Below are 20,525 nucleotides of genomic sequence, written 5' to 3'. Positions count from 1 at the left end.
TGCTTCCTCCCGCTGTCGCTGCTGATGGTCCCGCCACTGCTGGGGGTCCTCCTCATCCTCTCTCCGGCCCCGCCCCGGGCCCAAGACCGGGCCCGGCCTGTGACACGCCGTTCACGTGCGACCGGCTCCGGGACCGGGGGTGATCAGCCACCCCCGAAAGCCTGGTAATGTTTCCTTCGTCGCCGCGAGGGAAACCCCGCCGAAAGGGAAACCTCGCACGACAGACACCTTGTCCGGGTGGCGGAATGGCAGACGCGCTAGCTTGAGGTGCTAGTGCCCTTTATCGGGCGTGGGGGTTCAAGTCCCCCCTCGGACACCAGCGAAGGCCCCTGCTTCGGCAGGGGCCTTTCCCGTGCCCGGGTCCGGCTTCCTAGACTTGTGGAGTGGCCCGGGCCAACGACGAGGTCGAGGCGATCCTGCGGGAGTACGCCGATCTCATCGCGATCACCGGAGGCGATGCCTTCAAGGCACGCGCCTACGAGAAGGCGGCGCGGGCGATCGGCGGGTATCCGGCGGACGTCTCGAAGCTGGACGCCGAGGGGCTGCGGGAGATCCCGAACGTGGGCCGGTCGATCGCCGACAAGGTGGCCGAGTACCTGCGCACCGGGACGATGGCGGTGGTCGAGGAGCGCCGGGCGAAGATCCCCGCGGGGGTGCGGGAGCTGATCGCGATCCCGACCCTGGGCCCGAAGAAGGCACTGCGGCTCTACGAGGACCTGCACATCTCGTCGGTGAGCGAGCTGGCCGCGGCCATCGAGGCGGACGCGCTGGCCGGTCTGAAGGGCTTCGGCGAGAAGACGCAGGACAACATCCGGCACGGCATCGAGCTGCTCCAGCGGGCGGGCGCGCGGGTGCCGCTGGCGCTCGCGCTGGACACCGCCGAGGAGATCGTCGCGGAGCTGTCCGGCGTGACGGGCCGCGAGCGCTGTGCGTACGCGGGTTCGCTGCGCCGGATGCGGGAGACCGTGGGCGATCTGGACGTGCTGGTCGCGGCGGAGCGGTCGGCGCCGTTCATGGACGCGCTGTGTGGGCTGCCGGTCACCGCCGAGGTGATCGCGCGGGGCACGAAGAAGACGTCGGTGCGCACCGGCAAGGGGCTCCAGGTGGATCTGCGGGTGGTGCCGCCGGAGTCGTGGGGGGCCGCGCTGCAGTACTTCACCGGGTCGAAGGCGCACAACATCCGTACCCGGACCCTCGCGGTGCACCGGGGGCTGAAACTGTCCGAGTACGGCGTGTTCGACACCGGCAGCGGGGAGTCGGTCGCCTCCCGCAGCGAGGAGGAGGTGTACGCGCGGCTCGGGCTGCCGTGGATCCCGCCGACGCTGCGCGAGGACCGCGGGGAGATCGAGGCGGCGCTGGGCGACGGCCTGCCGGAGGTGGTGACCGAGCGGGACATCCGGGGTGACCTGCACACGCACACCGACCTCACGGACGGTCTGGCCTCGCTGGAGACGATGGTGGAGGCGGCCGCCGAGCGCGGGTACGCGTACTACGCGGTCACCGACCACGCGCCCGGCCTGTACATGCAGCGCATGACGGAGGAGAAGATCCTCGCCCAGCGGGAGCGGCTGCGGGAGCTGGACGGCACCCGGCGCCGGATGCGGCTGCTGCACGGCACGGAGCTGAACATCGGCCCGGACGGGGAGGTGGACTGGCCCGGGGAGTTCCTGGCCGGGTTCGATCTGTGCGTGGCGTCGCTGCACTCGCACTTCGACCTGGGCCGCGAGGCGATGACGCGGCGGCTGGTGCGGGCCTGCGAGAACCCGTACGTCAACGTCATCGGGCATCCCACGACCCGGCTGATCGGGAAGCGGCCGGGGGTCGACGCGGACTGGGACGAGGTGTTCGCCGCGTGCGCGCGCACCGGTACCGCGCTGGAGGTCAACGCCCAGCCGGACCGGCTGGACCTGTGCGACGAGGACATCCTGCGGGCCCGGGAGCACGGGGTGAGGTTCGCGGTGGACACCGACGCGCACTCCGTCCCGCACCTCGCGCAGCCGCGCTACGGGGTGGGTACGGCGCAGCGCGGCTGGCTCACCGCGGACGACGTGATCAACGCCTGGCCGCTGACCCGGCTGCGCCGGTTCCTGCGCAAGGCCGGACGGGCCTGAGGGGCCGGGCTCACGGCGCGGGCCGTGCCGTCAGTGTGCCGTCGTCGGCGGGTACGACCCGGGTGCCGAGGGGGCGGGCGTGTTCGTCGAGGACGGTGCGCAGCCAGGCGGTGTCCTCGGCCGGTGCGTGCTCCAGGCGCAGCCGGCGTGCCCGGAGCGGCACCATCCGCAGACCGGTCAGCCGGCCGGTGCCGGACTCGACGGACACCAGGTGGAGCAGGCGCAGGTCGTCGCGGTAGCGCTCGTAGCCGCCGATGCCCTCGTAGTCGTCGACGAGGTCGCCGCAGCCGTACAGGACGAGCCGGTCCCGGTAGATCTCCGGCGGGCGCGGATGGTGCGAGGAGTGCCCGTGGACCAGGTCGGCGCCCGCGTCGATCAGCGCGTGGGCGAAGCGGACCTCGGCGCGGGAGGGGGTGTAGCCCCAGTTGGGGCCCCAGTGGACGGAGGCGACGACGAGGTCGCCGGGCCGCCGCCCGGTGCGCCGCAGGCGGTCGGCGAAGTCGGTGGCGGCGGCCGTGGTGGGCGCGGTGACGAGGGCGACGCCGGGCCGTTCGGCGGTGGCGGCCCAGCTGTGCGGGATGCCGCTGGAGGGCATCCCGAAGGCGAGGACGAGGACGCGTCCGTCCGGCCGGAGCGGGACGGTCGCCGGGCGCCACGCCTCCTCCGCGTCCCGGCCCGCGCCGGCGGTGCGCAGCCCGGCCGCGGCGAGGCAGTCCAGCGTCTCCAGGAGGCCGGCGGGGCCGAAGTCGAGGACGTGGTTGTTGGCGAGGACGCAGACGTCGGGGCGGGCCGCGGCGAGGCAGGGCAGGTTGTCGGGGTGCATCCGGTAGTGGACGGCCTTGCCGGGGGCGAAGGTGCCGTCCCGGGTGACGGCGGTCTCCAGGTTGACCACCCGTACGTCCGGTGCGGCCCGCTCCAGGACGGTGAGCGCCTCGCCCCAGGGCCAGGCGGGGTCCGCGGGCCGGGGTACGGGGCCGTTCGCGGCCTCGGCCAGGGCGACGTACTCCCGGGCGTCGCGGATGTGGCCCTCCCGCAGGACCGGGTCGCCGGGGTGCGGGAGGATCTGGTCGACGCCCCGGCCGAGCATGACGTCACCGGCGAGGAACACGGTGACGGTCTTCCGGCGCATGGCCGCGGGACTATACGTGCGCGGGTGCCATGTGGTCCGTGAACCAGTCACGTGCCAGTTCGGTCACCCGTTCCAGCGTGCCGGGCTCCTCGAAGAGGTGGGTGGCGCGGGGGACGATCTCCAGCCGGTTCTCGCACGGGAGCCGGGTCTGTGCCTCCCGGTTGAGTTCGAGGACCAGCGGGTCGGCGCCGCCGACGATGAGCAGCGTGGGTGCCGTCACCTCGGCGAGCCGGGGTCCGGCGAGGTCGGGCCGGCCGCCGCGGGAGACGACCGCGGCGGGTCGTGCGTCGGGCTCGGCGGCGGCCCAGAGCGCGGCGGCGGCGCCGGTGCTGGCGCCGAAGTAGCCGAGGGCGAGCCCCTCGGCGTCGGGTTCCTCGCGCAGCCAGCGGGTGGCGGCGAGCAGGCGGCCGGCCAGCAGCGCGATGTCGAAGACGTTGCCCCGGTCGGCCTCCTCGGCGTCGGTGAGCAGGTCGAACAGCAGGGTTCCGAGCCCGGCCCGGTGCAGTCCCTCGGCGACGAACCGGTTGCGCGGGCTGTGCCGGCTGCTGCCGCTGCCGTGGGCGAAGACGACCACGCCGATGGCGCCGTCGGGCAGGGTGAGCCGTCCGCCGAGCCGGGTGCCGCCGGCGGTCACGGTCACCTCGCGGTCGGTGGAGCGGGCGCCGGCGGTGTGCCGGTGGCGGCTCGCGGCCCGGCGCAGGCAGGCGGTAACCTCCTCGTCCTCGACCTGGGTGAAGTCGCCGTAGAACTGGCCGACGGCGGCGAAGTCCCACGGGTTGTCCAGGCAGACCAGGTCGTCGGCGTCCCCGGCGAGGCGCCGGGCGAAGTCGCGGGGGGCCACGGGGACGGCCAGGACGATGCGGGCCGCGCCGCGGGCGCGGGCGATCCGGCAGGCGGCCCGTGCGGTGGAGCCGGTGGCGACGCCGTCGTCCACCACCACGGCGGTGCGTCCGGCGACGGAGACCGGGGGTGTCGCGCCGCGGTAGCGTGCGGCCCGGTCGTGCAGTACCCGGCGCTCGCGTTCCTCGACCAGGTGGAGGTCGTCCGGTGAGACGCCGGTCCCGCGCAGCACGTCCTGGTTGATGACGCGGACGCCGTCCTCGCCGATCGCGCCCATGCCGAGTTCGGGCTGGTACGGCACGCCGAGTTTCCGTACCAGGCAGACGTCCAGGGGGGCGTCGAGTGCCGCCGCGACCTCGGCGGCGACCGGCACGCCTCCCCGGGGCAGCCCGAGCACCACCACGTCCTGGCCCCTGAGGTACTCCAGGCGTTCACCCAACCGCCGTCCCGCTTCGAGGCGGTTCCTGAACACGGTGGCCTCCTTCACTCCCGGGGCAGCCAGAGCGGTACCGGGCCGTCCGTGTCGGCGGCTCCCGTCGCCTTCATGTCGCCGTCGGCGGCGCGCAGCAGCAGGCGGCCCATGGCGATGAGGGCGCGCCCGGCGGCGAGTTCGTCGCCGATCTCCGGGATCGCCCGGTCGTAGGGGTTGCGGCGGGCCTCCGCGTGGCTCTCCAGGACGTTGTCCCCGGTGTCGAGGATGATCCGGGCGGTGGTGTCCGGATCGTGCTCGGACAGGTACAGGTTCAGCCGCCACTCCTTGACGGCGGGAGCCCGGCTGCTCATCGGTCCGGTCATCGTCCGTCTCACCTCCCGGACTGCGCTGCGCTGCTCTTCCACTGTGCACCCGGCCCGGGGCGGACGCCTCCCCTGCTCCGGGCAGAATGTGGGCCATGACCTCGCGCACCTGCCCCTGCGGACTTCCCCGGACCTACGACGCCTGCTGCGGCCGTTTCCATGCGGGGACCGCCGCCGCGCCGACCGCGGAGCTGCTGATGCGGTCGCGGTACAGCGCGTTCGTGAAGGGGGACGCGGGGTATCTGCTGCGCACCTGGCATCCGCGGACCCGGCCGGAGCGGCTGGACCTCGACCCGCGGATGCGGTGGACGGGGCTGGAGATCCTGGACGCCCGTGACGGGTCCGCCTTCCACGGCACGGGCACGGTGACGTTCCGCGCCTCCTACCGGGGCGGCTCGCTGCACGAGCGGAGCCGGTTCGAGCGGGTGGACGGCGCGTGGGTGTATGTCGACGGGGAGTTCCTGGACTAGGGCCTCTGCCGCCGGTGCTCCCGGTCAGATGGCGTCAGATGGCGTACGGCCACACGGTGAGCATGTAGGCGCCGTACCAGCAGCCGAAGAGCGCACCGCCGCCCAGAGCGATGACGGCGGTGCGGGTGCGCGCGCGGGCGAGGGCACGGGCGGCGGGGACCAGGAAGAGCATGGCGGGGAGGACGAGGCGCAGCTTGGAGTGGTAGAAGCTGCTCTGCCCGAGGGCCAGGACCAGGATGCCGAGGCCGTAGACGAGCAGGGGCGGCCAGGTGCTCCGGTGACAGGTGACGAGGGTGGCGTCGATGACGGCGAGCAGGAGGACCGCCGTGCTCACGGCGACCCAGCCGTCGCCGCTGGTCAGCGTCTGGGTGAGGAAGCGCAGGAAGGATCTGCCACCGTCCCAGCGGGTGTCCCAGCCGGCTCGCTGGACGGCGAACCAGGCGTCGGGCCGGCCGACCCTGCGGGCCACCCACCACAGATAGCCGGGTGTCCCCGTGCAGGCGAGCGCGACGGCCGCGAGGGGGCGCGGGGCGAGCCGGCGGGTCCGTGCCAGGAAGAGGGCGGCGGCGAAGGCGAGAGCCGCCGCGGTCGCCACTCCGGCCGGCCGTGTCAGTCCGGCCAGCATGGCCAGGACGCCCGCGGTGAGCCAGGCCTCCCGCCGGACGGCCAGCAGGGTGCCCGCGGACAGGGCGAGGAACAGTGACTCGCTGTAGGCCATGACGAAGACGAGGGACATGGGCTGCACGGCCGCCAGCAGCACGACGGTGACGAGGGCCGTGCGCCGGCCGTACAGCCGGGTCATCAGGAGGCCGACGACGATCAGGGCGGCGGCGAAGGCCAGGTTCGCGGTGACGATCGCCGCGGTGCCGGTCTCCAGGCGGGTGACGGTGTGGACGGCGCGGACGAGCAGCGGGAACAGGGGGAAGAAGGCGAGGTTGTTGCCGGTGGGCCGGCCCGGGAGCGTCTCGGTGAGACCGCTGGGGTAGCCGTGTGCGGCGATCTCCGTGTACAGGCGGCCGTCCCAGGCGAGCAGCCGGTCCCGCAGGCCGGGCCCGCCCGGCGGGATCATGATCGCGAGGACGCCGAGGTGCAGCAGTGTGGCGGCGCCGTAGATCACGAGTGCCGGGCGTACCACCCGCAGGGTCCGGGGGCCGGGCAGGCGGATGCGCTCCTTCGGCAGCGCCTCCTGGAACCAGTGCGTGGCGCTCCGGGACAGGCGACGTCCCACGTCGTTCCTCACCGCCTCGGGTCGTGGGCGGCCGTGTTTCGATACTGCGCCTCGCCTGCGCACGCGGCGACTTCGCCCCCGTGGGGCCTGGTGGGCGAGCGGATGAGCTGCTTGCCGCGGCCCGGCGGGGACCGGGTGTCGCCGCGGGCTCCGGCCGGAGTGGTGGCCGGGGCGTGGCGGGAGGACCCTGTGGGAATGGACCTCGTCGAAGAGGCGGCCCGGCGATGAGCTGGCTGGCCCAGCTCAATCCCGAGGTCGCTCACGTGATCGGGGGTTTTGTCGGGATCGCGCTGCCGTGCGCGTACGCGGGGCTGGTGATGCTGGTCCGCAAGCTCCGCGGGAGGCCGGTCAGCGGCCTGCCGCGGAAGGAGGACTAGCTAGGGCGCCAGGATGTCCAGTTCCTGGAGGGCGCCCACGGCGATCTGCCGGGTCAGTTCCTCGGCGCGGGACGCGTCGCCGGCGCGGACCGCCTCGGCGACCCGGACGTGCAGGGTGACGGCCGCCGGGTCGGGGTCCTCGAACATGACCTCGTGGTGGGTGCGGCCGGCCAGTACCTCGGCGACGACGTCGCCGAGCCGGGCGAACATCTCGTTGCCGGAGGCGGTGAGGACGACCCGGTGGAAGGCGATGTCGTGGACCAGGTACTGCTCCAGCTTGTGGCCGCGTGAGTTGGCCACCATGCCGAGCGCGCACTCGGTGAGTTCGGCGCACTGCTCGGCCGTGGCGTGCTGCGCGGCGAGGCCGGCCGCGACGGGTTCGATCGCGGAGCGCAGCACGGTGAGCGAGCGCAGCTGGTGGGGGCGGTCGGCGCCGGCCAGACGCCAGCGGATGACCTGCGGGTCGTAGACGTTCCACTCGGCCTTGGGGCGGACCGTGACGCCCACCCGGCGGCGGGACTCGACCAGGTGCATGGATTCGAGCACGCGGACCGCCTCGCGCATCACGGAGCGCGACACCTCGAAGTGCTGTGCCAGCTCGTCGGTGCGCAGCACACTGCCCGGCGGGTACTCGCCCGCCGTGATCGCGGGGCCGAGGGTGTCCAGTACACGGCCGTGCAGCCCCCGGCCCGGTGTGGTCATGCACTCAGAGTACGGCGTGGATCACAGCCGCAAAAAGTCAGACTTATATGTCACAGACTCTTGAATTCGTCGTACCTAATGGGTTTCAGTGTGGCGACGCCGCAGTGGCGTCGATGTCGAGGAAGACAGCGAGGCAGTGATGCGAACCCCCCAGGTCGTCGTCGTGATGGGCGTCGCGGGGACGGGCAAGACCACGATCGGTCCCTTGCTCGCCGCGCGGCTGGGCGTCCCGTACGCCGAGGGCGACGACTTCCACCCGCAGGCCAACATCGACAAGATGTCGGCCGGGATCGCGCTCGACGACGCCGACCGGTGGCCGTGGCTCGAGGCCATCGGGCACTGGGCGCACGGCCGGGCCGGACTGGGCGGGGTGGTCAGCAGCTCGGCGCTGAAGCGGTCGTATCGCGACCGGCTTCGGGCCGTGGCCCCCGGAATCGTGTTCGTGCACCTCACGGGCGACCGGCAGCTGATCGAGGACCGGATGCGCGGGCGGCAGGGCCACTTCATGCCGACCGCGCTGCTGGACTCCCAGTTCGCCACGCTCCAGCCGCTCCAGCCGGACGAGGCGGGAGTCGCCGTGGACGTCAGCGGCAGCCCCCAGGAGATCACCGAGCGCGCCGTACAGGCCCTCGCCCTGCTTCCCGACACCGCGGGCACCGCTCAGTAGCGCCCGTCAGTACACCCCCCGTCACCGCAAGGGAACCCCCGTGACCAGACTCAGCGTCGAGATGCTGGCAGCGGACGCACCTGCGCCGATCACCTCCGCCGGACACGCCCAGCTGGGCATCGCCGTGCTGGTGGGCATCGCCGTCATCGTCCTGCTCATCACCAAGTTCAAGCTCCATGCCTTCCTGGCACTGACCATCGGCTCGCTGACCCTGGGGGCGGTCGCCGGGGCACCGCTGGACAAGGCCATCACCAGCTTCACCACCGGGCTCGGCTCCACCGTGGCCGGCGTCGGCGTCCTGATCGCGCTCGGGGCGATCCTGGGCAAGCTGCTCGCCGACTCCGGCGGCGCCGACCAGATCGTGGACACGATCCTCGCCAAGGCCGGTGGCCGGGCGATGCCCTGGGCGATGGTGCTGATCGCCTCCGTGATCGGCCTGCCGCTGTTCTTCGAGGTCGGCATCGTGCTGCTGATACCCGTCGTGCTGATGGTCGCCAAGCGCGGCAACTACTCCCTGATGCGCATCGGCATCCCGGCCCTCGCCGGACTGTCGGTGATGCACGGCCTGATCCCGCCGCACCCCGGCCCGCTGGTCGCCATCGACGCGGTCAAGGCCAACCTGGGCGTCACCCTGGCGCTGGGCATCCTGGTCGCCGTCCCGACGGTGATCATCGCCGGTCCGCTGTTCTCGAAGGTCGCGGCCCGCTGGGTCGACGTGCCGGCGCCCGACCGGATGCTGCCGCAGCGCGCCTCGGAGGAGCTGGAGCGCCGTCCGGGCTTCGGCGCGACGCTCGCCACCGTGCTGCTGCCGGTGGTGCTGATGCTGGCCAAGGCGCTCGTGGACATCGTCATCGACGACCCGGCCGACACCACCCAGCGCGTCTTCGACGTCGTCGGCTCCCCGCTGATCGCGCTGCTCGCCGCCGTGATCGTCGGCTTCTTCACGCTGGGCCGGTCCGCCGGCTTCACCAGGGACCGGCTCCAGCAGACCGTCGAGAAGGGCCTGATGCCCATCGCCGGCATCCTGCTGATCGTGGGCGCGGGCGGCGGCTTCAAGCAGACGCTGATCGACTCCGGTGTGGGCCAGATGATCCTGGACGTCTCCAAGGACTGGTCGATCCCCGCGCTGCTGCTGGCCTGGCTGATCGCGGTGGCGATCCGGCTGGCGACCGGCTCGGCGACGGTGGCGACGGTCTCGGCGGCCGGCCTGGTCGCACCGCTCGCGGCCGACATGTCGACCACGCACGCGGCGCTCCTCGTCCTGGCCGTCGGCGCGGGCTCCCTCTTCTTCAGCCATGTCAACGACGCCGGTTTCTGGCTGGTGAAGGAGTACTTCGGGCTGAGCGTGGGGCAGACCGTGAAGACCTGGTCGGTGATGGAGACGATCATCTCGGTGGTCGCCGGCGGCCTGGTCCTGCTCCTCTCCCTGATCATCTAGGGGTACGGCGATGACGGCTCACCCCCTCTTCGACATCAGCGGCCGTACGGCCCTGGTCACCGGGTCCAGCCGGGGCATCGGCCTCGCCCTGGCCCGGGGCCTGGCCGAGGCCGGCTGCACGGTGGTCCTCAACGGGCGCGACGCCGGCCGGCTGGCCGAGGCCGCCGCGGGCCTCCCCGGTGAGGTGCGTACGGCGGTGTTCGACGTGACCGACGGACCGGCCGTGGCCGCCGGGATCGCGGACGTCGAGGAGCGGGTGGGCCCGCTCGACATCCTGGTGAACAACGCGGGCATGCAACTGCGCGCCCCGCTGCTGGAGTTCGCCGACGCCGACTGGCACCGGATCCTGGACACCAATCTCACCAGCGCGTTCCTCGTCGGCCGGGAGGCCGCCCGGCGGATGACGGAACGCGGCCACGGCAAGATCGTCAACATCTGCTCGCTGCAGAGCGAGGTCGCCCGGCCCGGCATCGCGCCGTACGCGGCGACCAAGGGCGCGCTGAAGATGCTCACCAAGGGCATGTGCGCCGACTGGGGCCCGTACGGCGTCCAGGTCAACGGCCTCGGCCCCGGCTACATCGAGACCGAGCTGACCCGGCCCCTGGTGGAGGACGGGGAGTTCAGCGCCTGGGTGCGCCGCCGCACCCCGGCCGGGCGCTGGGGCCGTACCGAGGACCTGGTGGGCGGGTTGCTCTTCCTGGCCTCGCCCGCGGCGGACTTCGTCGGCGGGCAGGTGCTGTACGTCGACGGCGGCATGACGAGCGTGCTCTGAAAGGGGCGACGGGCGTGCTGGGATGTGTGGTGCACGGAGCCGGCGAGCTGCGGGTGCAGGAACTGCCCGACCCGCAGGCGGGGCCCGGCGAGGCGCTGGTGGCCGTCCGGTACGGCGGGGTGTGCGGGTCCGACCTGCACTACTGGCGGCACGGCGGGGTCGGGGACTTCCGGCTCCGGGAGCCGATGGTGCTCGGGCACGAGGTGGTCGGGACGGTGGTGTCCTACGGCCCCGGGGCCACCGGTCCCGCCCCGGGCACGCCGGTCGCCGTGCATCCGGCCACGCCGTGCGGGCTCTGCCCGGAGTGCGCCGACGGACGGGCGAACGTGTGCCGGGACACCCGGTACCTGGGCAGCGCGGCACGCTTCCCGCACGTCCAGGGCGGGTTCGCGGAGCGGGTGGCCGTGCCCGCCGGGCAGCTGAGGGCGCTGCCGGACGGGCTCGGGCTGCGCCGGGCCGCGCTCGCCGAGCCGCTGTCGGTGGCGCTGCACGCGGTGCGGCGGGCCGGGGCGGTGGCCGGGCGGCACGTGCTGGTCACCGGGGCCGGCCCGATCGGGTGCCTGGTCGTCGCGGCGGTGAAGGCGGCCGGCGCGGCGAGGGTGACGGTGACCGACCTGGTGCCCGAGGCGCTGGGGTACGCGGCCGTCGCCGGCGCGGACTCGCTCGTACGGGCCGATGATCCGGCCGACGCCGGATGGCCGGCGGAGGTGGACGTGGCCGTGGAGGCCTCCGGGGTGGCCGCCGGTCTGGACACCTGTCTGCGGCTGGTGCGGCGCGGGGGTGTGGTCGTCCAGCTCGGGATGCTGCCGGCGGGGCGGACACCGTTCGCCGGGAACCTGGTGGTGAGCCGGGAGATCGAACTGCGGGGCGCGTTCCGGTTCGACGCCGAGTTCGACGACGCGCTGGAGCTGCTCGCCGCCCGGGGCGAGTTCGACGGGCTGATCAGTTCCGTGGTCCCCGTGGCCGGGGCGGAGTCCGCGTTCGCGCTGGCCGCCGACCGGGGGCGGGCCTGCAAGGTGCTCTTGGAGTTCTGAGCGGCACGGCCGGCGAGGGTCTACGGGCGCCAGAGCGGGTGCTCCCGGTTCGCCCAGTCCTCGCTCACCGCTCCGGTCCGCAGTCCCCTCCTCGCCTCCGGGTCTCCCAGGGCCATGCCGATGTGGCCCGCGAGGACCACGCCGATGGTCAGCGCCAGCCAGTCGTGGACGAAGGTCGCCGAGGTGCGCCACATCAGCGGGGTGAGGTGGGTGAACCACATCATCAGGCCGGTGCCGAGCATGACCAGAGTCGCGCCGGCGATCCAGGCGGCGTAGATCTTCTGGCCGGCGTTGAACTTGCCGGCGGGCCGGGACTCCCGGCGCCGGTCGCGGCGCAGGGCGGCGCGCAGCCAGACCCGGTCGTGCGGGCCGAAGCGGTTGAGGAAGCCCAGGTCGGCGCGGAAGGCCCGGGAGGCCAGGCCCAGCAGGACCGGCACCGGCAGGGCGAGTCCGGCGTACTGGTGGATCCGTACGACCAGTTCGCGGCGGCCGACCAGGACCGCCAGCTGCGGGATGTAGAGGACGGCGGCGGTCAGCACGCACACGCCCATCAGCGCGGCCGTGGCCCGGTGCACCCACCGTTCGGCACGGCTGAAGCGGGGGACGCGGGCGCTCGGCGGGGCCGGGATCTCAGCTCGTAGGGTCATCGGTCCGTCCGTTCGAGCGGCCGACCCAGGCGTCGACGTCGTAGCCGAGGTTCTCCCAGTAGCCGGGCCGTACCCGGTCGGTGACGGTGATACCGGAGAGCCACTTGGCGGACTTGTAGAAGTACATGGGGGCGACGTAGAGGCGGACCGGGCCGCCGTGGTCGTGGCCGATGTCCTTGTCCTGCATGCGCAGGGCGACCAGGACGTCCGGTCGGCGGGCCTGGTCGAGGGTGAGGCTCTCGGTGTAGGTGCCGTCGAAGCAGGTGAACCGGAGGGCCTTGGCGGTGGGTCGGACACCGGCCGCGTCGAGCAGGTGGGAGAGCCGTACGCCCTCGAAGGGGGTGCCGGGGACCCGCCAGCCGGTGACGCACTGGACGTCCCTGACCAGCCGGGTCTGCGGCAGGGCGCGCAGCTCGGCGAGGGAGTAGCCGCGTGGGCGGTCGACGAGGCCGTCGATGGTGAGGCGGTAGTCGGCGGCGGTCCGGTGCGGGACGGAGGCGGCGACGGAGTAGTAGCGGAAGCCGCCGCCGTTCGGCAGCAGACCGGTCAGTCCGGTGGGGTCCCGGTCGGCGACGCCGCCGAGGAAGCCTTCCAGGCCGCGTTGCAGCCCGGGGGCCGCGACCACGCCGAGGGCGCCCAGGCCGAGGGTGCCGAGGAAGACACGGCGGCCGATGGGCCGGCCGTCCTGCTCACGGTCCGGTCCCCCGGCCTGCTCCGGGTTCACGTCCCCGGGTTGTTCAGGGCTCACGCCCCTGGATTGTTCAGGGTTCACGTATTCATTCGAGCACTCGGGGCCGCGCGGGGCCAGACGATCGGGTCACCGGTCAGAATTCCGTAATCACCCCTCACCTCCCACCTGCCTACGCCCCTACCTACGTCCCGCGGGGCCCCGTGTCTCACTGCCCGAGTGCGCGGGTGCGGGCCGTGTGGAAGGCGGCCCGCGGGTCGGGGTGCGCGTACGCCCAGGGCGCCGGGGTGGCGTGGTCGCCGATGCGCTGGAACAGGGCCGCGGCCTCGGCCGGGCGGCCCGCGCAGGAGAGGGCGAAGGCGAGGTGGTTGAGGTCGACGTGGCGGCGGGGGTGTTCGTCGTGCTCCCACTCCAGCCACCAGTCGAAACAGGCACGCAGGATGCGCCGGGCGCGCGGGCCGGACCAGTGGCCGGAGGCGGCGGGATCGGCCGGCGCCAGGCCGGTGGCGACGAGCACCCGGTAGCGCTCGGCGTAGGCGACGACCGGCAGGACGGCCAGCGGGGAGTCGGCGGGGGCCTCGGCGGCGGCCAGTTCGGCGAGGTCGTACACCTCGTGGGCCTCGAAGCGGCCGCCCGCCGGCCGTTCGGCGAGGCGGGCGATCAGCAGGTGGTGGGCGTGGTGGTGCTCGGGGTGGCGGCGGCACAGCTCGGTGAAGGCGGCGAGCACCTCGTGTTCGGGGCCGAGGGCGCGGGCGAGCAGCAGCCGGCCGAGCCAGGGGGTCGGGTCGGCGGGGGCGAGCGCGGCGGCCCTGTCGCAGGCCTCGCGGGCCCGGTCGGGTTCCTCCTTGCCGCGCAGGGCGCGGTGGACCAGGGCCAGGGCGAGGAGGGCGGTGGCGTCGGCGGAGCCGGGCTCGGCGGCCAGCCAGCCGGACGCCCAGGCGGCGGCGTAGGGGTCCTGGGCGAGCACGGTGAGGCGGTGGCCGCGGCGGTCCCAGTCGTCGCCGGTGTGCACCAGCAGGGAGCGGGCTGCCTGCCGTCGGCCCTGGGCCAACGCGGTCCGGGCGGTGCGGAGTTCGGCGTCGTCGAGGGCGGCGTCGAAGGCACCGGAGTCGTCCTGGGCGGTCTCGCCGGACGGGTCCGTGGGGGCCCGGCGAGCGCCGAGCAGAGGCGGGAGAGAAGGCACCGCGGGGCTTCCTGTTTCTCGGGCTGCCATCGACCGGTCACGCACAGCAAACCCCCAGCCAGGGGTTGCGTCAAGCGGAACGGCGGCGTTACGCGCTTCAACCTCCCGGCCGGGGGCGGCACTTGACGGACGCGCCGCAGGTGGGCCGGGTCGTGGGGCGGCCGGCGCCGGGAATTTTCCCCTGGCCTATGCCACAGCTTTCCGGGCCGCCCGCCCCGACTTCGGCGGCGTACGCCAGGCCACCCGCCCGTGCGGTACGCCAGGACACCCGCCCGTGCCGTACGCGGCGACACCGGTCCTCCGTGGCGTACGCGACCACACCGGTCCTCCGCGGCCTACGGCAGGGCACCGGTCACTGTGGCGTGCGCCATGCTGTCGTCCTCTGTGGCGTACACCATGGCGCCGCGCGCCCCGGCCCCGGACCATGGCGAGTCAACCGCCCGGTTCCGGGTACTTCCGGGGCAATGCCGTCCCCGGGGCGCTACAGTCGGCCACTACCCGCCCGTGGTCCGGCCGGATGATCGAGGTACACAGCGTGTCCGTACTGGTTCTCCTGCTCGCCGTGAGCGCGGCCTGCTGCCTGGGCTTCGGCTTCGTCCTCCAGCAGAACGCGGCGCAGCGGGCGCCGCTCGGCGACTTCCTCTCCTTCCGGCTGCTGCTCGACCTGATGCGGGTGCCGCGCTGGCTGGGCGGGCTCGGACTGATGGTGGCGGGCATGGTGCTCGGTGCGGTCGCCCTCGGCGAGGGCGAGATCTCCCTGGTCGAGCCGCTGCTCGCGACCAACCTGCTGTTCGCCCTGGCCCTGTCCCGGCACCAGACCAAGCAGGCCCTGGGCCGCCAGGGCTGGGCCGGTCTGCTGCTGCTCGCGGGCGGGGTGAGCGCGTTCATCACGGCGGGTGAGCCACGGGGCGGCTCGGCGGTCGACGATCCGCTGCGGCACTGGCTGATCATCGGGCTGGTGGTGGGCGCCGCCCTGCTGCTCACGACGTACGCCAAGCGCTCCCGGCTGAGCTGGGGCCCGGTGCTGCTGGCCCTGGCGGCCGGGTTGCTGTACGGCGTCCAGGACGCGCTGACCCGGGTGAGCGGGACCCGCTTCTCCGACGGCGGCCTCACCGAGCTGTTCACCGGCTGGCAGCCGTACGGCGTGGTGGCGTGCGGGGTCACCGGTCTCGTCCTGGTGCAGAGCGCGTTCGAGACGGCCCCGCTGCGCATGTCGCTGCCCGCGCTCACGGCGGCCGAGCCGCTCGCCGGGATCCTGTGCGGGGTGGGCTTCATGGGCGACCGGCTGCGCACCGACACCGGGGCGCTGGCCTGGGAGGCGGCCGGGCTCGCGGCCGTGGTGGCGGGCATCGTGCTGCTCGGGCTGCATCCGGCGATGCCCTGCGGCACGGCGGAGACGGAGCGCACGCCCCGGGCCCTCCAGCGCCGCTGAGACAGCCGCCCCGCCAGGACCCCGGCACGAACCGCCCTGCTTGGATACCGGCATGAACCCTGCTGACGAGATCCTCGACATCGTCGACGAGCACGACCGGGTCGTCGGCCAGTACCCGCGCGGCGAGGTCTACGTGCGCGGGCTGCGCCACCGCTGCGTGTTCGTCCAGGCCCGGGACGCGGCCGGCCGGATCTTCGTGCACCGGCGCACCGCCACCAAACTCGTCTTCCCCTCCCTGTACGACGTGTTCGTCGGCGGGGTCGTCGGCGCGGGCGAGTCGTACGACGAGGCGGCGCTGCGGGAGGCCGAGGAGGAGCTGGGCGTGACGGGGCTGCCCCGGCCGGCGTACCTCTTCAAGTTCCTGTACGACGACGGGGCCGGGAACAGCTGGTGGTCGGCGGTGTACGAGGTGCGCTGCGAGCTGCCGGTGCGCCCGCAGCCGGAGGAGGTCCAGTGGCACGCCTTCCTGCCCGAGGAGGAGGTCGAGCGGCGGCTCGGCGCGTGGGAGTGGGTGCCGGACGGACGGGCGGCGTACGAGCGGCTGCGGGCGTTCCGGGCGGGCCGGTGACCGCCGGGTAGGGTCGGCCGCGTGAGCGAATTCGTACGGAACATCCGGCTGTGGTTCACGCCGGAGCGGGTGCGGGACGAGGGCGGTACGCCCGACTACCGGTTCTCGCTGGCCAACGAGCGCACCTTCCTCGCCTGGCTGCGCACCGCGCTGGCACTGATCGGCGGCGGATTCGCGGTGGACCAGTTCCTGCCGGACCTGCGCTGGGCGTGGCGCGTCGGCCTCGCCCTCGCCCTGCTCGCGGCCGGTGTGCTCTGCTCCCTGCGCGCGGTGAACCACTGGGTGCGCTGCGAGCGGGCGATGCGACGCGGCGAGGACCTGCCCGCGTCCCGCTTCCCGGCGCTGCTGAGCCTGGTCGTGGCGGTGGTGGCCGTCGCGATGGTCGTGGTGGTGCTGGTCGGGTGGGAAGGATGAGCACCGGAGCGGCGGGCGCCGAGCGGGACCCGGGGCTCCAGCCGGAGCGCACCCGGCTGGCCTGGCGGCGTACGACCCTGTCGGCGACCGTGGCCGCGGTGCTCGCGGTGAAGAGCGCGCTGCACGGGCGGGGGCCGGCCGCCGGGATCGTCGCGTGCGCGGTGTGCGGCGCGCTCTGGCTGGGCTTCCTGGGAGTGGCCCAGCACCGCATCCGCACCCTGACGGCCGGCCCCCGCCCTCCCGCGCTGGCGCCCCGGCACGCGACGGCGGCGGCGCTGTGCGCGGTGGCGCTGGCGGTGTGCGCGGCGGTGCTCGTCGTCTAGGACCTTTTTCGCGGCCGGGATCACCGCGCGCACCCCGGCCAGGACCGGGTCGGGGCCGGCCTCGGGGTCACGCGGCTCGCCGTACCCCGGCACCTGCGGTCCGCCGTAGCGGCGGTGGCCGATGCCCTTCATGCCCTCGGCCCTCCGGGGTACTCGTGCGCCACGCGACCGGGATGCCCCGGCACACGGCTTTCGCGTGGCGGTTCCGATGCCGGGCACCCCGTACCCCACGGAGGTGAGCACCATGACCACCCTCCACCAGGAACACGCCGAGCACGGGGCGCACCGCCACGGGCCGGGCTGCGGGCACAGCGCCGTACCGCACGGCGACCACGTGGACTACGCGCACGAGGGGCATCTGCACCGGGAGCACGCGGGCCACTGGGACGAGTGCGAACCGGCCGGGCACGCCGTGCACGAGGCCCATGAGCACGTGCACCACGACGAGTGCGGGCACGCGCAGGTGCGGCACGGCGACCACGTGGACTACCTGCACGGCGGGCACCGGCACGCCGAGCACGGAAACCACTGGGACGACCACTGACCCGACGGGAACGAGACGACCACCGGCCCGACGGCAGCGAGGCGCCCCGACGGGACGGAGACCACCGCTGACCCCGCCATGACGAGGGCCGGCGGCTCCCCGGCAGCGCGCCGGGGGGCCGTCGGCCTATCGTGGCTCCGGTCACGTTCGGGCGGATCTTCGCCGCGCACACTGGACGACATACCGACCGGTCGGCATCATGAGTCGGGTCCTGTTCACCCGTTCGTAGGAGTGATGTATGAGCGCCGACCACCCGCCCGGACTCGACCTGGACCGGCTGCGCGCCCTGCTCGACCGCGAGCGTCCCGGTCTGGTGAGCGGCCCCCTGACCGGACGGCTGATCGAGGGCGGACGGTCGAACCTCACCTACGCGCTCTCCGACGGCACGTCGAAGTGGGTCGTCCGCCGTCCCCCGCTCGGCCATGTGCTGGCCACCGCGCACGACATGAAGCGCGAGCACCGGGTCATCAGCGCGCTGCACCCGACCCAGGTGCCGGTCCCCCGCCCGCTGCTGCTGTGCGAGGACGAGGAGGTGCTCGGGGCACCCTTCTACGTCATGGAGTTCGTGGAGGGGACGCCGTACCGCACCGCCGACCAGCTCGCGCCGCTCGGCGCGGAGCGCACCCGGAACGCGGTGCTGTCCCTGGTGGACACGCTGGTCGAGCTGCACGCGGTGGACCCCGCCGAGGTGGGCCTCGCCGACTTCGGCCGCCCGGAAGGCTTCCTGGACCGCCAGCTGCGCCGCTGGGGCAAGCAGCTGGACGCCTCCCGCAACCGCGACCTGGCGGGCATCGACGAGCTGCACGCGGCCCTCGGCCGTGCCCTGCCCGTCTCCCCCGCCCCGGCCGTCGTGCACGGCGACTACCGCCTGGACAACGTGCTGATCGGGGACGACGACACGATCAAGGCGATCCTCGACTGGGAGATGTCCACGCTCGGCGACCCGCTGACCGACCTCGGCCTGCTGGTGATGTACAGCCGGCCGCTCGGCATGCCGGACTCCCCCGTCTCCACTACCGCCGAGGCCCCGGGCCACCCCGACCCCCGGGAGCTGATCGAGCGGTACGCCCGGCGTTCGGGCCGGGACGTCTCGGCCGTCTCCTGGTACACGGCGTTCGCCTGGTTCAAGCTCGCCGTGATCCTGGAGGGCATCCACTACCGGTACACGCTCGGCCAGACGGTCGGCCGCGGCTTCGACCGCATCGGCGACCTCGTGCCCGTCTTCATCCACCACGGACTGACCACTCTTCAGGAAGGCTGACCGGCATGGACTTCGCGTTCGACGCGCGCACCGAGGAACTGCGCACCAGGCTCCTCGCCTTCATGGACGAGTACGTCTACCCCGCCGAGGCGGTCGCGGAGGAGCAGCGGGCCGCCCTCGCCTCCCCCTGGGACACCCCGGCCGTGGTGGAGGAGCTGAAGGCCGAGGCGCGCCGGCAGGGTCTGTGGAACCTCTTCCTGCCGGACGCCGAGTACGGCGCGGGGCTGACCAACCTCCAGTACGCGCCCCTCGCCGAGATCACCGGCCGCTCCCCGCACCTCGCGCCCACCGCGACCAACTGCGCCGCGCCCGACACCGGGAACATGGAGGTGCTGGCGCAGTTCGGCACCGAGGAGCAGAAGAAGCAGTGGCTCCAGCCGCTGCTGGCCGGTGAGATCCGGTCGGCGTTCGCGATGACCGAGCCGGAGGTGGCCTCCTCGGACGCCACCAACATCACCACGCGCATCGAGCGGGACGGCGACGAGTACGTCATCACGGGCCGCAAGTGGTACATCTCCGGGGCGATGAACCCGGACTGCGCCCTCTTCATCGTGATGGGCAAGACGGACCCGGACGGGGCGGACATCCGCCGCCAGCAGTCCATGGTCCTGGTGCCGCGCGACACCCCCGGTGTCACGGTCCGGCGGGCGATGCAGGTCTTCGGCTACGAGGACCACTCCCACGGCGGCCACGCCGAGGTGGTCTTCGACCACGCGCGCGTGCCCGTGGCGAACCTCGTCGGCGAGGAGGGCGGCGGCTTCGCCATCGCCCAGGCCCGGCTCGGCCCCGGCCGGATCCACCACTGCATGCGGCTGATCGGCATGGCCGAGCGGGCGATCGAGCTGATGTGCCGGCGGGCCGTGAGCCGTACCGCGTTCGGCAAGGCGCTGGCCCAGCAGGGAGTCGTGCAGAACTGGATCGCCGACGCCCGGGTCACCGTCGAGCAGCTGCGGCTGCTGGTGCTGAAGACGGCCTGGCTGATGGACACCGTCGGCAACAAGGGCGCCCACACGGAGATCCAGGCCATCAAGATCGCCACCCCGCGCGCGGTGGTCGGCATCCTGGACCGGGCGATCCAGCTGCACGGCGCGGGCGGGGTGAGCCAGGACTTCCCGCTGGCCGAGCTGTACGCGAGCGCCCGGACCCTGATGCTCGCCGACGGCCCGGACGAGGTGCACCAGCGGTCGCTGGCCCGCCGGGAGCTGAAGCGGTACCTCTGAGGACCCGCCAGGTCCCCAGGGCCCGCCAGGTCCCCAGGACCCGCCAGGTCCCCAGGACCCGCCAGGTCCCCAGGACCCGCTAGGGCCGCAGGGCCCGCAGGAGGAGGTCGGCCAGGTGGTCGGCCACCTCCTGGGGGCTGAGGGGTCCGTCGGGCCGGTACCAGGTCGACAGGTGGTGGACGGAGCCGAAGTGGTAGTCCACCACCAGGTCGGCCGGGGTCGCCGTGGAGAAGACGCCCGCCTTCTGCCCCTCCTCCACCAGCGCCCGGAACCGCTCGTGGTAGCGCCGGCGCTCGGCGCGGACCTGCTTGTTCTTCTCCGGGCTCAGGTGGTGCATCGACCGGAAGAAGATCATCGCGTCGTCGAGGTTCTCGATCGTCGTGACGACGACGTCCGCCGCCGCGCCCCTGAGCCGCTTCTCCACGGGCTCGTCGGCGTTCGCGAAGGTGTCCAGCCGCTCCTGCTGGAGGCGCAGCACGCGCGCGTACACCTCGTGCAGCAGGTCGTCCTTGGAGCCGAAGTAGTGGTAGAGCGCCCCCTTGGTGACGCCGGCCGCCTCCACGATCTCCTGCACGGAGGTGCGGTCGTAGCCGCGCTCGGCGAAGAGCCGGGTGGCGGCGGCCAGCAGCCGCTGCGGGACGGGCGTACCGTCTCCGTCCGTCGTCCTGGGCACTGCCGCCAC

The 20,525-nt window shown here is 73.5% G+C and carries 23 protein-coding genes and 1 tRNA gene; 15 read left to right on the top strand and 9 right to left on the bottom strand.

Features of this window, described 5'->3' with window-relative positions:
- Positions 1-231 precede the first annotated feature (231 nt).
- Together IEZ20_RS18860 and polX are read left to right on the top strand one after the other, a co-directional pair.
- A tRNA-Leu gene (locus IEZ20_RS18860) sits at positions 232-319 on the top strand.
- Positions 320-383: 64 nt separating this feature from the next.
- Positions 384-2,111, top strand: coding sequence for a DNA polymerase/3'-5' exonuclease PolX (gene polX / locus IEZ20_RS18855; RefSeq protein WP_189300118.1), 1,728 nt, complete (start codon positions 384-386; stop codon positions 2,109-2,111).
- Positions 2,112-2,121: 10 nt separating this feature from the next.
- Here polX and IEZ20_RS18850 read toward each other — a convergent pair whose 3' ends face one another.
- From IEZ20_RS18850 to IEZ20_RS18840, 3 genes are read right to left on the bottom strand one after another with little or no spacing between them, the layout of a single operon-like run.
- The gene (locus tag IEZ20_RS18850) at positions 2,122-3,240 is read right to left on the bottom strand and encodes a CapA family protein (RefSeq protein WP_189300116.1); all 1,119 of its coding nucleotides are present in this window, start codon (positions 3,238-3,240) and stop codon (positions 2,122-2,124) included.
- Positions 3,241-3,250: 10 nt separating this feature from the next.
- Positions 3,251-4,552, bottom strand: a complete 1,302-nt coding sequence (locus tag IEZ20_RS18845; RefSeq protein WP_189300114.1) for a phosphoribosyltransferase family protein — start codon at positions 4,550-4,552, stop codon at positions 3,251-3,253.
- A gap of 11 nt (positions 4,553-4,563) precedes the next feature.
- Positions 4,564-4,875 (bottom strand): dsRBD fold-containing protein, encoded by a 312-nt coding sequence (locus IEZ20_RS18840; protein WP_189300112.1) that lies wholly within the window; start codon positions 4,873-4,875, stop codon positions 4,564-4,566.
- Between the two features lie 95 nt (positions 4,876-4,970).
- On the opposite strand from IEZ20_RS18840, the gene IEZ20_RS18835 reads away from it, so the two are divergent.
- Complete coding sequence (locus IEZ20_RS18835) at positions 4,971-5,345, top strand: YchJ family protein (protein WP_189300108.1); 375 nt, start codon at positions 4,971-4,973, stop codon at positions 5,343-5,345.
- A gap of 34 nt (positions 5,346-5,379) precedes the next feature.
- On the opposite strand, the gene IEZ20_RS18830 is transcribed toward IEZ20_RS18835, so the two are convergent.
- Positions 5,380-6,573 carry a putative hexosyltransferase gene (locus IEZ20_RS18830; RefSeq protein WP_229896134.1) on the bottom strand — a complete coding sequence of 398 codons (1,194 nt, stop codon included), beginning with the start codon at positions 6,571-6,573 and terminating at the stop codon, positions 5,380-5,382.
- 224 nt (positions 6,574-6,797) lie between these two features.
- On the opposite strand from IEZ20_RS18830, the gene IEZ20_RS18825 reads away from it, so the two are divergent.
- Positions 6,798-6,950: a hypothetical protein gene (locus IEZ20_RS18825; protein WP_189300107.1), complete on the top strand. Its 153-nt coding sequence runs from the start codon at positions 6,798-6,800 to the stop codon at positions 6,948-6,950.
- On the opposite strand, the gene IEZ20_RS18820 is transcribed toward IEZ20_RS18825, so the two are convergent.
- Positions 6,951-7,652, bottom strand: a complete 702-nt coding sequence (locus IEZ20_RS18820; RefSeq protein ID WP_189300106.1) for a FadR/GntR family transcriptional regulator — start codon at positions 7,650-7,652, stop codon at positions 6,951-6,953.
- Between the two features lie 139 nt (positions 7,653-7,791).
- Here IEZ20_RS18820 and IEZ20_RS18815 point away from each other — a divergent pair, with 139 nt between their 5' ends.
- Genes IEZ20_RS18815 through IEZ20_RS18800 form a run of 4 tightly spaced genes read left to right on the top strand, consistent with a single transcriptional unit; the run spans position 7,792 to position 11,563 of the window.
- On the top strand, positions 7,792-8,319 hold the full coding sequence (locus IEZ20_RS18815; protein WP_189300105.1) for a gluconokinase: 528 nt from the start codon (positions 7,792-7,794) through the stop codon (positions 8,317-8,319).
- A 40-nt stretch (positions 8,320-8,359) separates the two neighbouring features.
- Entirely contained in the window at positions 8,360-9,757 is a 1,398-nt protein-coding gene (locus IEZ20_RS18810) for a GntP family permease (RefSeq protein WP_189300104.1), read from the top strand.
- Positions 9,758-9,767: 10 nt separating this feature from the next.
- A complete protein-coding gene (locus IEZ20_RS18805; RefSeq protein WP_189300103.1) occupies positions 9,768-10,529 on the top strand; it encodes an SDR family oxidoreductase in 762 nt (253 codons plus the stop codon).
- 14 nt (positions 10,530-10,543) lie between these two features.
- Positions 10,544-11,563: an L-idonate 5-dehydrogenase gene (locus tag IEZ20_RS18800; RefSeq protein WP_189300102.1), complete on the top strand. Its 1,020-nt coding sequence runs from the start codon at positions 10,544-10,546 to the stop codon at positions 11,561-11,563.
- Between the two features lie 20 nt (positions 11,564-11,583).
- Here the strand turns inward: IEZ20_RS18800 and IEZ20_RS18795 are convergent, their stop codons facing one another.
- From IEZ20_RS18795 to IEZ20_RS18785, 3 genes are all read right to left on the bottom strand, one after another.
- Positions 11,584-12,210: a cytochrome b/b6 domain-containing protein gene (locus IEZ20_RS18795; RefSeq protein ID WP_189300100.1), complete on the bottom strand. Its 627-nt coding sequence runs from the start codon at positions 12,208-12,210 to the stop codon at positions 11,584-11,586.
- On the bottom strand, positions 12,194-12,958 hold the full coding sequence (locus IEZ20_RS18790; protein ID WP_373303943.1) for a molybdopterin-dependent oxidoreductase: 765 nt from the start codon (positions 12,956-12,958) through the stop codon (positions 12,194-12,196). The genes IEZ20_RS18795 and IEZ20_RS18790 overlap by 17 nt, the downstream gene beginning before the upstream one ends.
- 148 nt (positions 12,959-13,106) lie before the next feature.
- Entirely contained in the window at positions 13,107-14,081 is a 975-nt protein-coding gene (locus tag IEZ20_RS18785; protein WP_189300098.1) for a hypothetical protein, read from the bottom strand.
- 517 nt (positions 14,082-14,598) lie between these two features.
- Between IEZ20_RS18785 and IEZ20_RS18780 the strand changes: the two genes are divergently transcribed.
- The 7 genes from IEZ20_RS18780 to IEZ20_RS18750 all read left to right on the top strand — a co-directional run bounded on the left by IEZ20_RS18780 (position 14,599) and on the right by IEZ20_RS18750 (position 19,843).
- A complete protein-coding gene (locus IEZ20_RS18780; protein ID WP_373303942.1) occupies positions 14,599-15,513 on the top strand; it encodes a DMT family transporter in 915 nt (304 codons plus the stop codon).
- 52 nt (positions 15,514-15,565) lie between these two features.
- A complete protein-coding gene (locus IEZ20_RS18775; RefSeq protein ID WP_189300094.1) occupies positions 15,566-16,081 on the top strand; it encodes an NUDIX domain-containing protein in 516 nt (171 codons plus the stop codon).
- 21 nt (positions 16,082-16,102) lie between these two features.
- Positions 16,103-16,495 (top strand): YidH family protein, encoded by a 393-nt coding sequence (locus IEZ20_RS18770; RefSeq protein ID WP_189300092.1) that lies wholly within the window; start codon positions 16,103-16,105, stop codon positions 16,493-16,495.
- Positions 16,492-16,818 (top strand): DUF202 domain-containing protein, encoded by a 327-nt coding sequence (locus IEZ20_RS18765; RefSeq protein ID WP_189300090.1) that lies wholly within the window; start codon positions 16,492-16,494, stop codon positions 16,816-16,818. Before IEZ20_RS18770 ends, IEZ20_RS18765 begins: the two co-directional genes overlap by 4 nt.
- A 244-nt stretch (positions 16,819-17,062) precedes the next feature.
- Positions 17,063-17,362 carry a hypothetical protein gene (locus IEZ20_RS18760; RefSeq protein WP_189300088.1) on the top strand — a complete coding sequence of 100 codons (300 nt, stop codon included), beginning with the start codon at positions 17,063-17,065 and terminating at the stop codon, positions 17,360-17,362.
- Between the two features lie 238 nt (positions 17,363-17,600).
- Positions 17,601-18,623 (top strand): phosphotransferase family protein, encoded by a 1,023-nt coding sequence (locus IEZ20_RS18755; protein ID WP_189300086.1) that lies wholly within the window; start codon positions 17,601-17,603, stop codon positions 18,621-18,623.
- Positions 18,624-18,628: 5 nt separating this feature from the next.
- Entirely contained in the window at positions 18,629-19,843 is a 1,215-nt protein-coding gene (locus tag IEZ20_RS18750) for an acyl-CoA dehydrogenase family protein (RefSeq protein ID WP_189300084.1), read from the top strand.
- Positions 19,844-19,922: 79 nt separating this feature from the next.
- Here IEZ20_RS18750 and IEZ20_RS18745 read toward each other — a convergent pair whose 3' ends face one another.
- Positions 19,923-20,516, bottom strand: coding sequence for a TetR/AcrR family transcriptional regulator (locus IEZ20_RS18745; RefSeq protein WP_189300083.1), 594 nt, complete (start codon positions 20,514-20,516; stop codon positions 19,923-19,925).
- Positions 20,517-20,525: the final 9 nt, after the last annotated feature.

The sequence above is a fragment of the Streptomyces cinerochromogenes genome, from assembly GCF_014648635.1.
Taxonomy (GTDB): Bacteria; Actinomycetota; Actinomycetes; order Streptomycetales; family Streptomycetaceae; genus Streptomyces; species Streptomyces cinerochromogenes.
The sequence above is the reverse complement of the archived record's forward strand: the minus strand, read 5'-3'. Positions and strand labels throughout refer to the sequence as shown.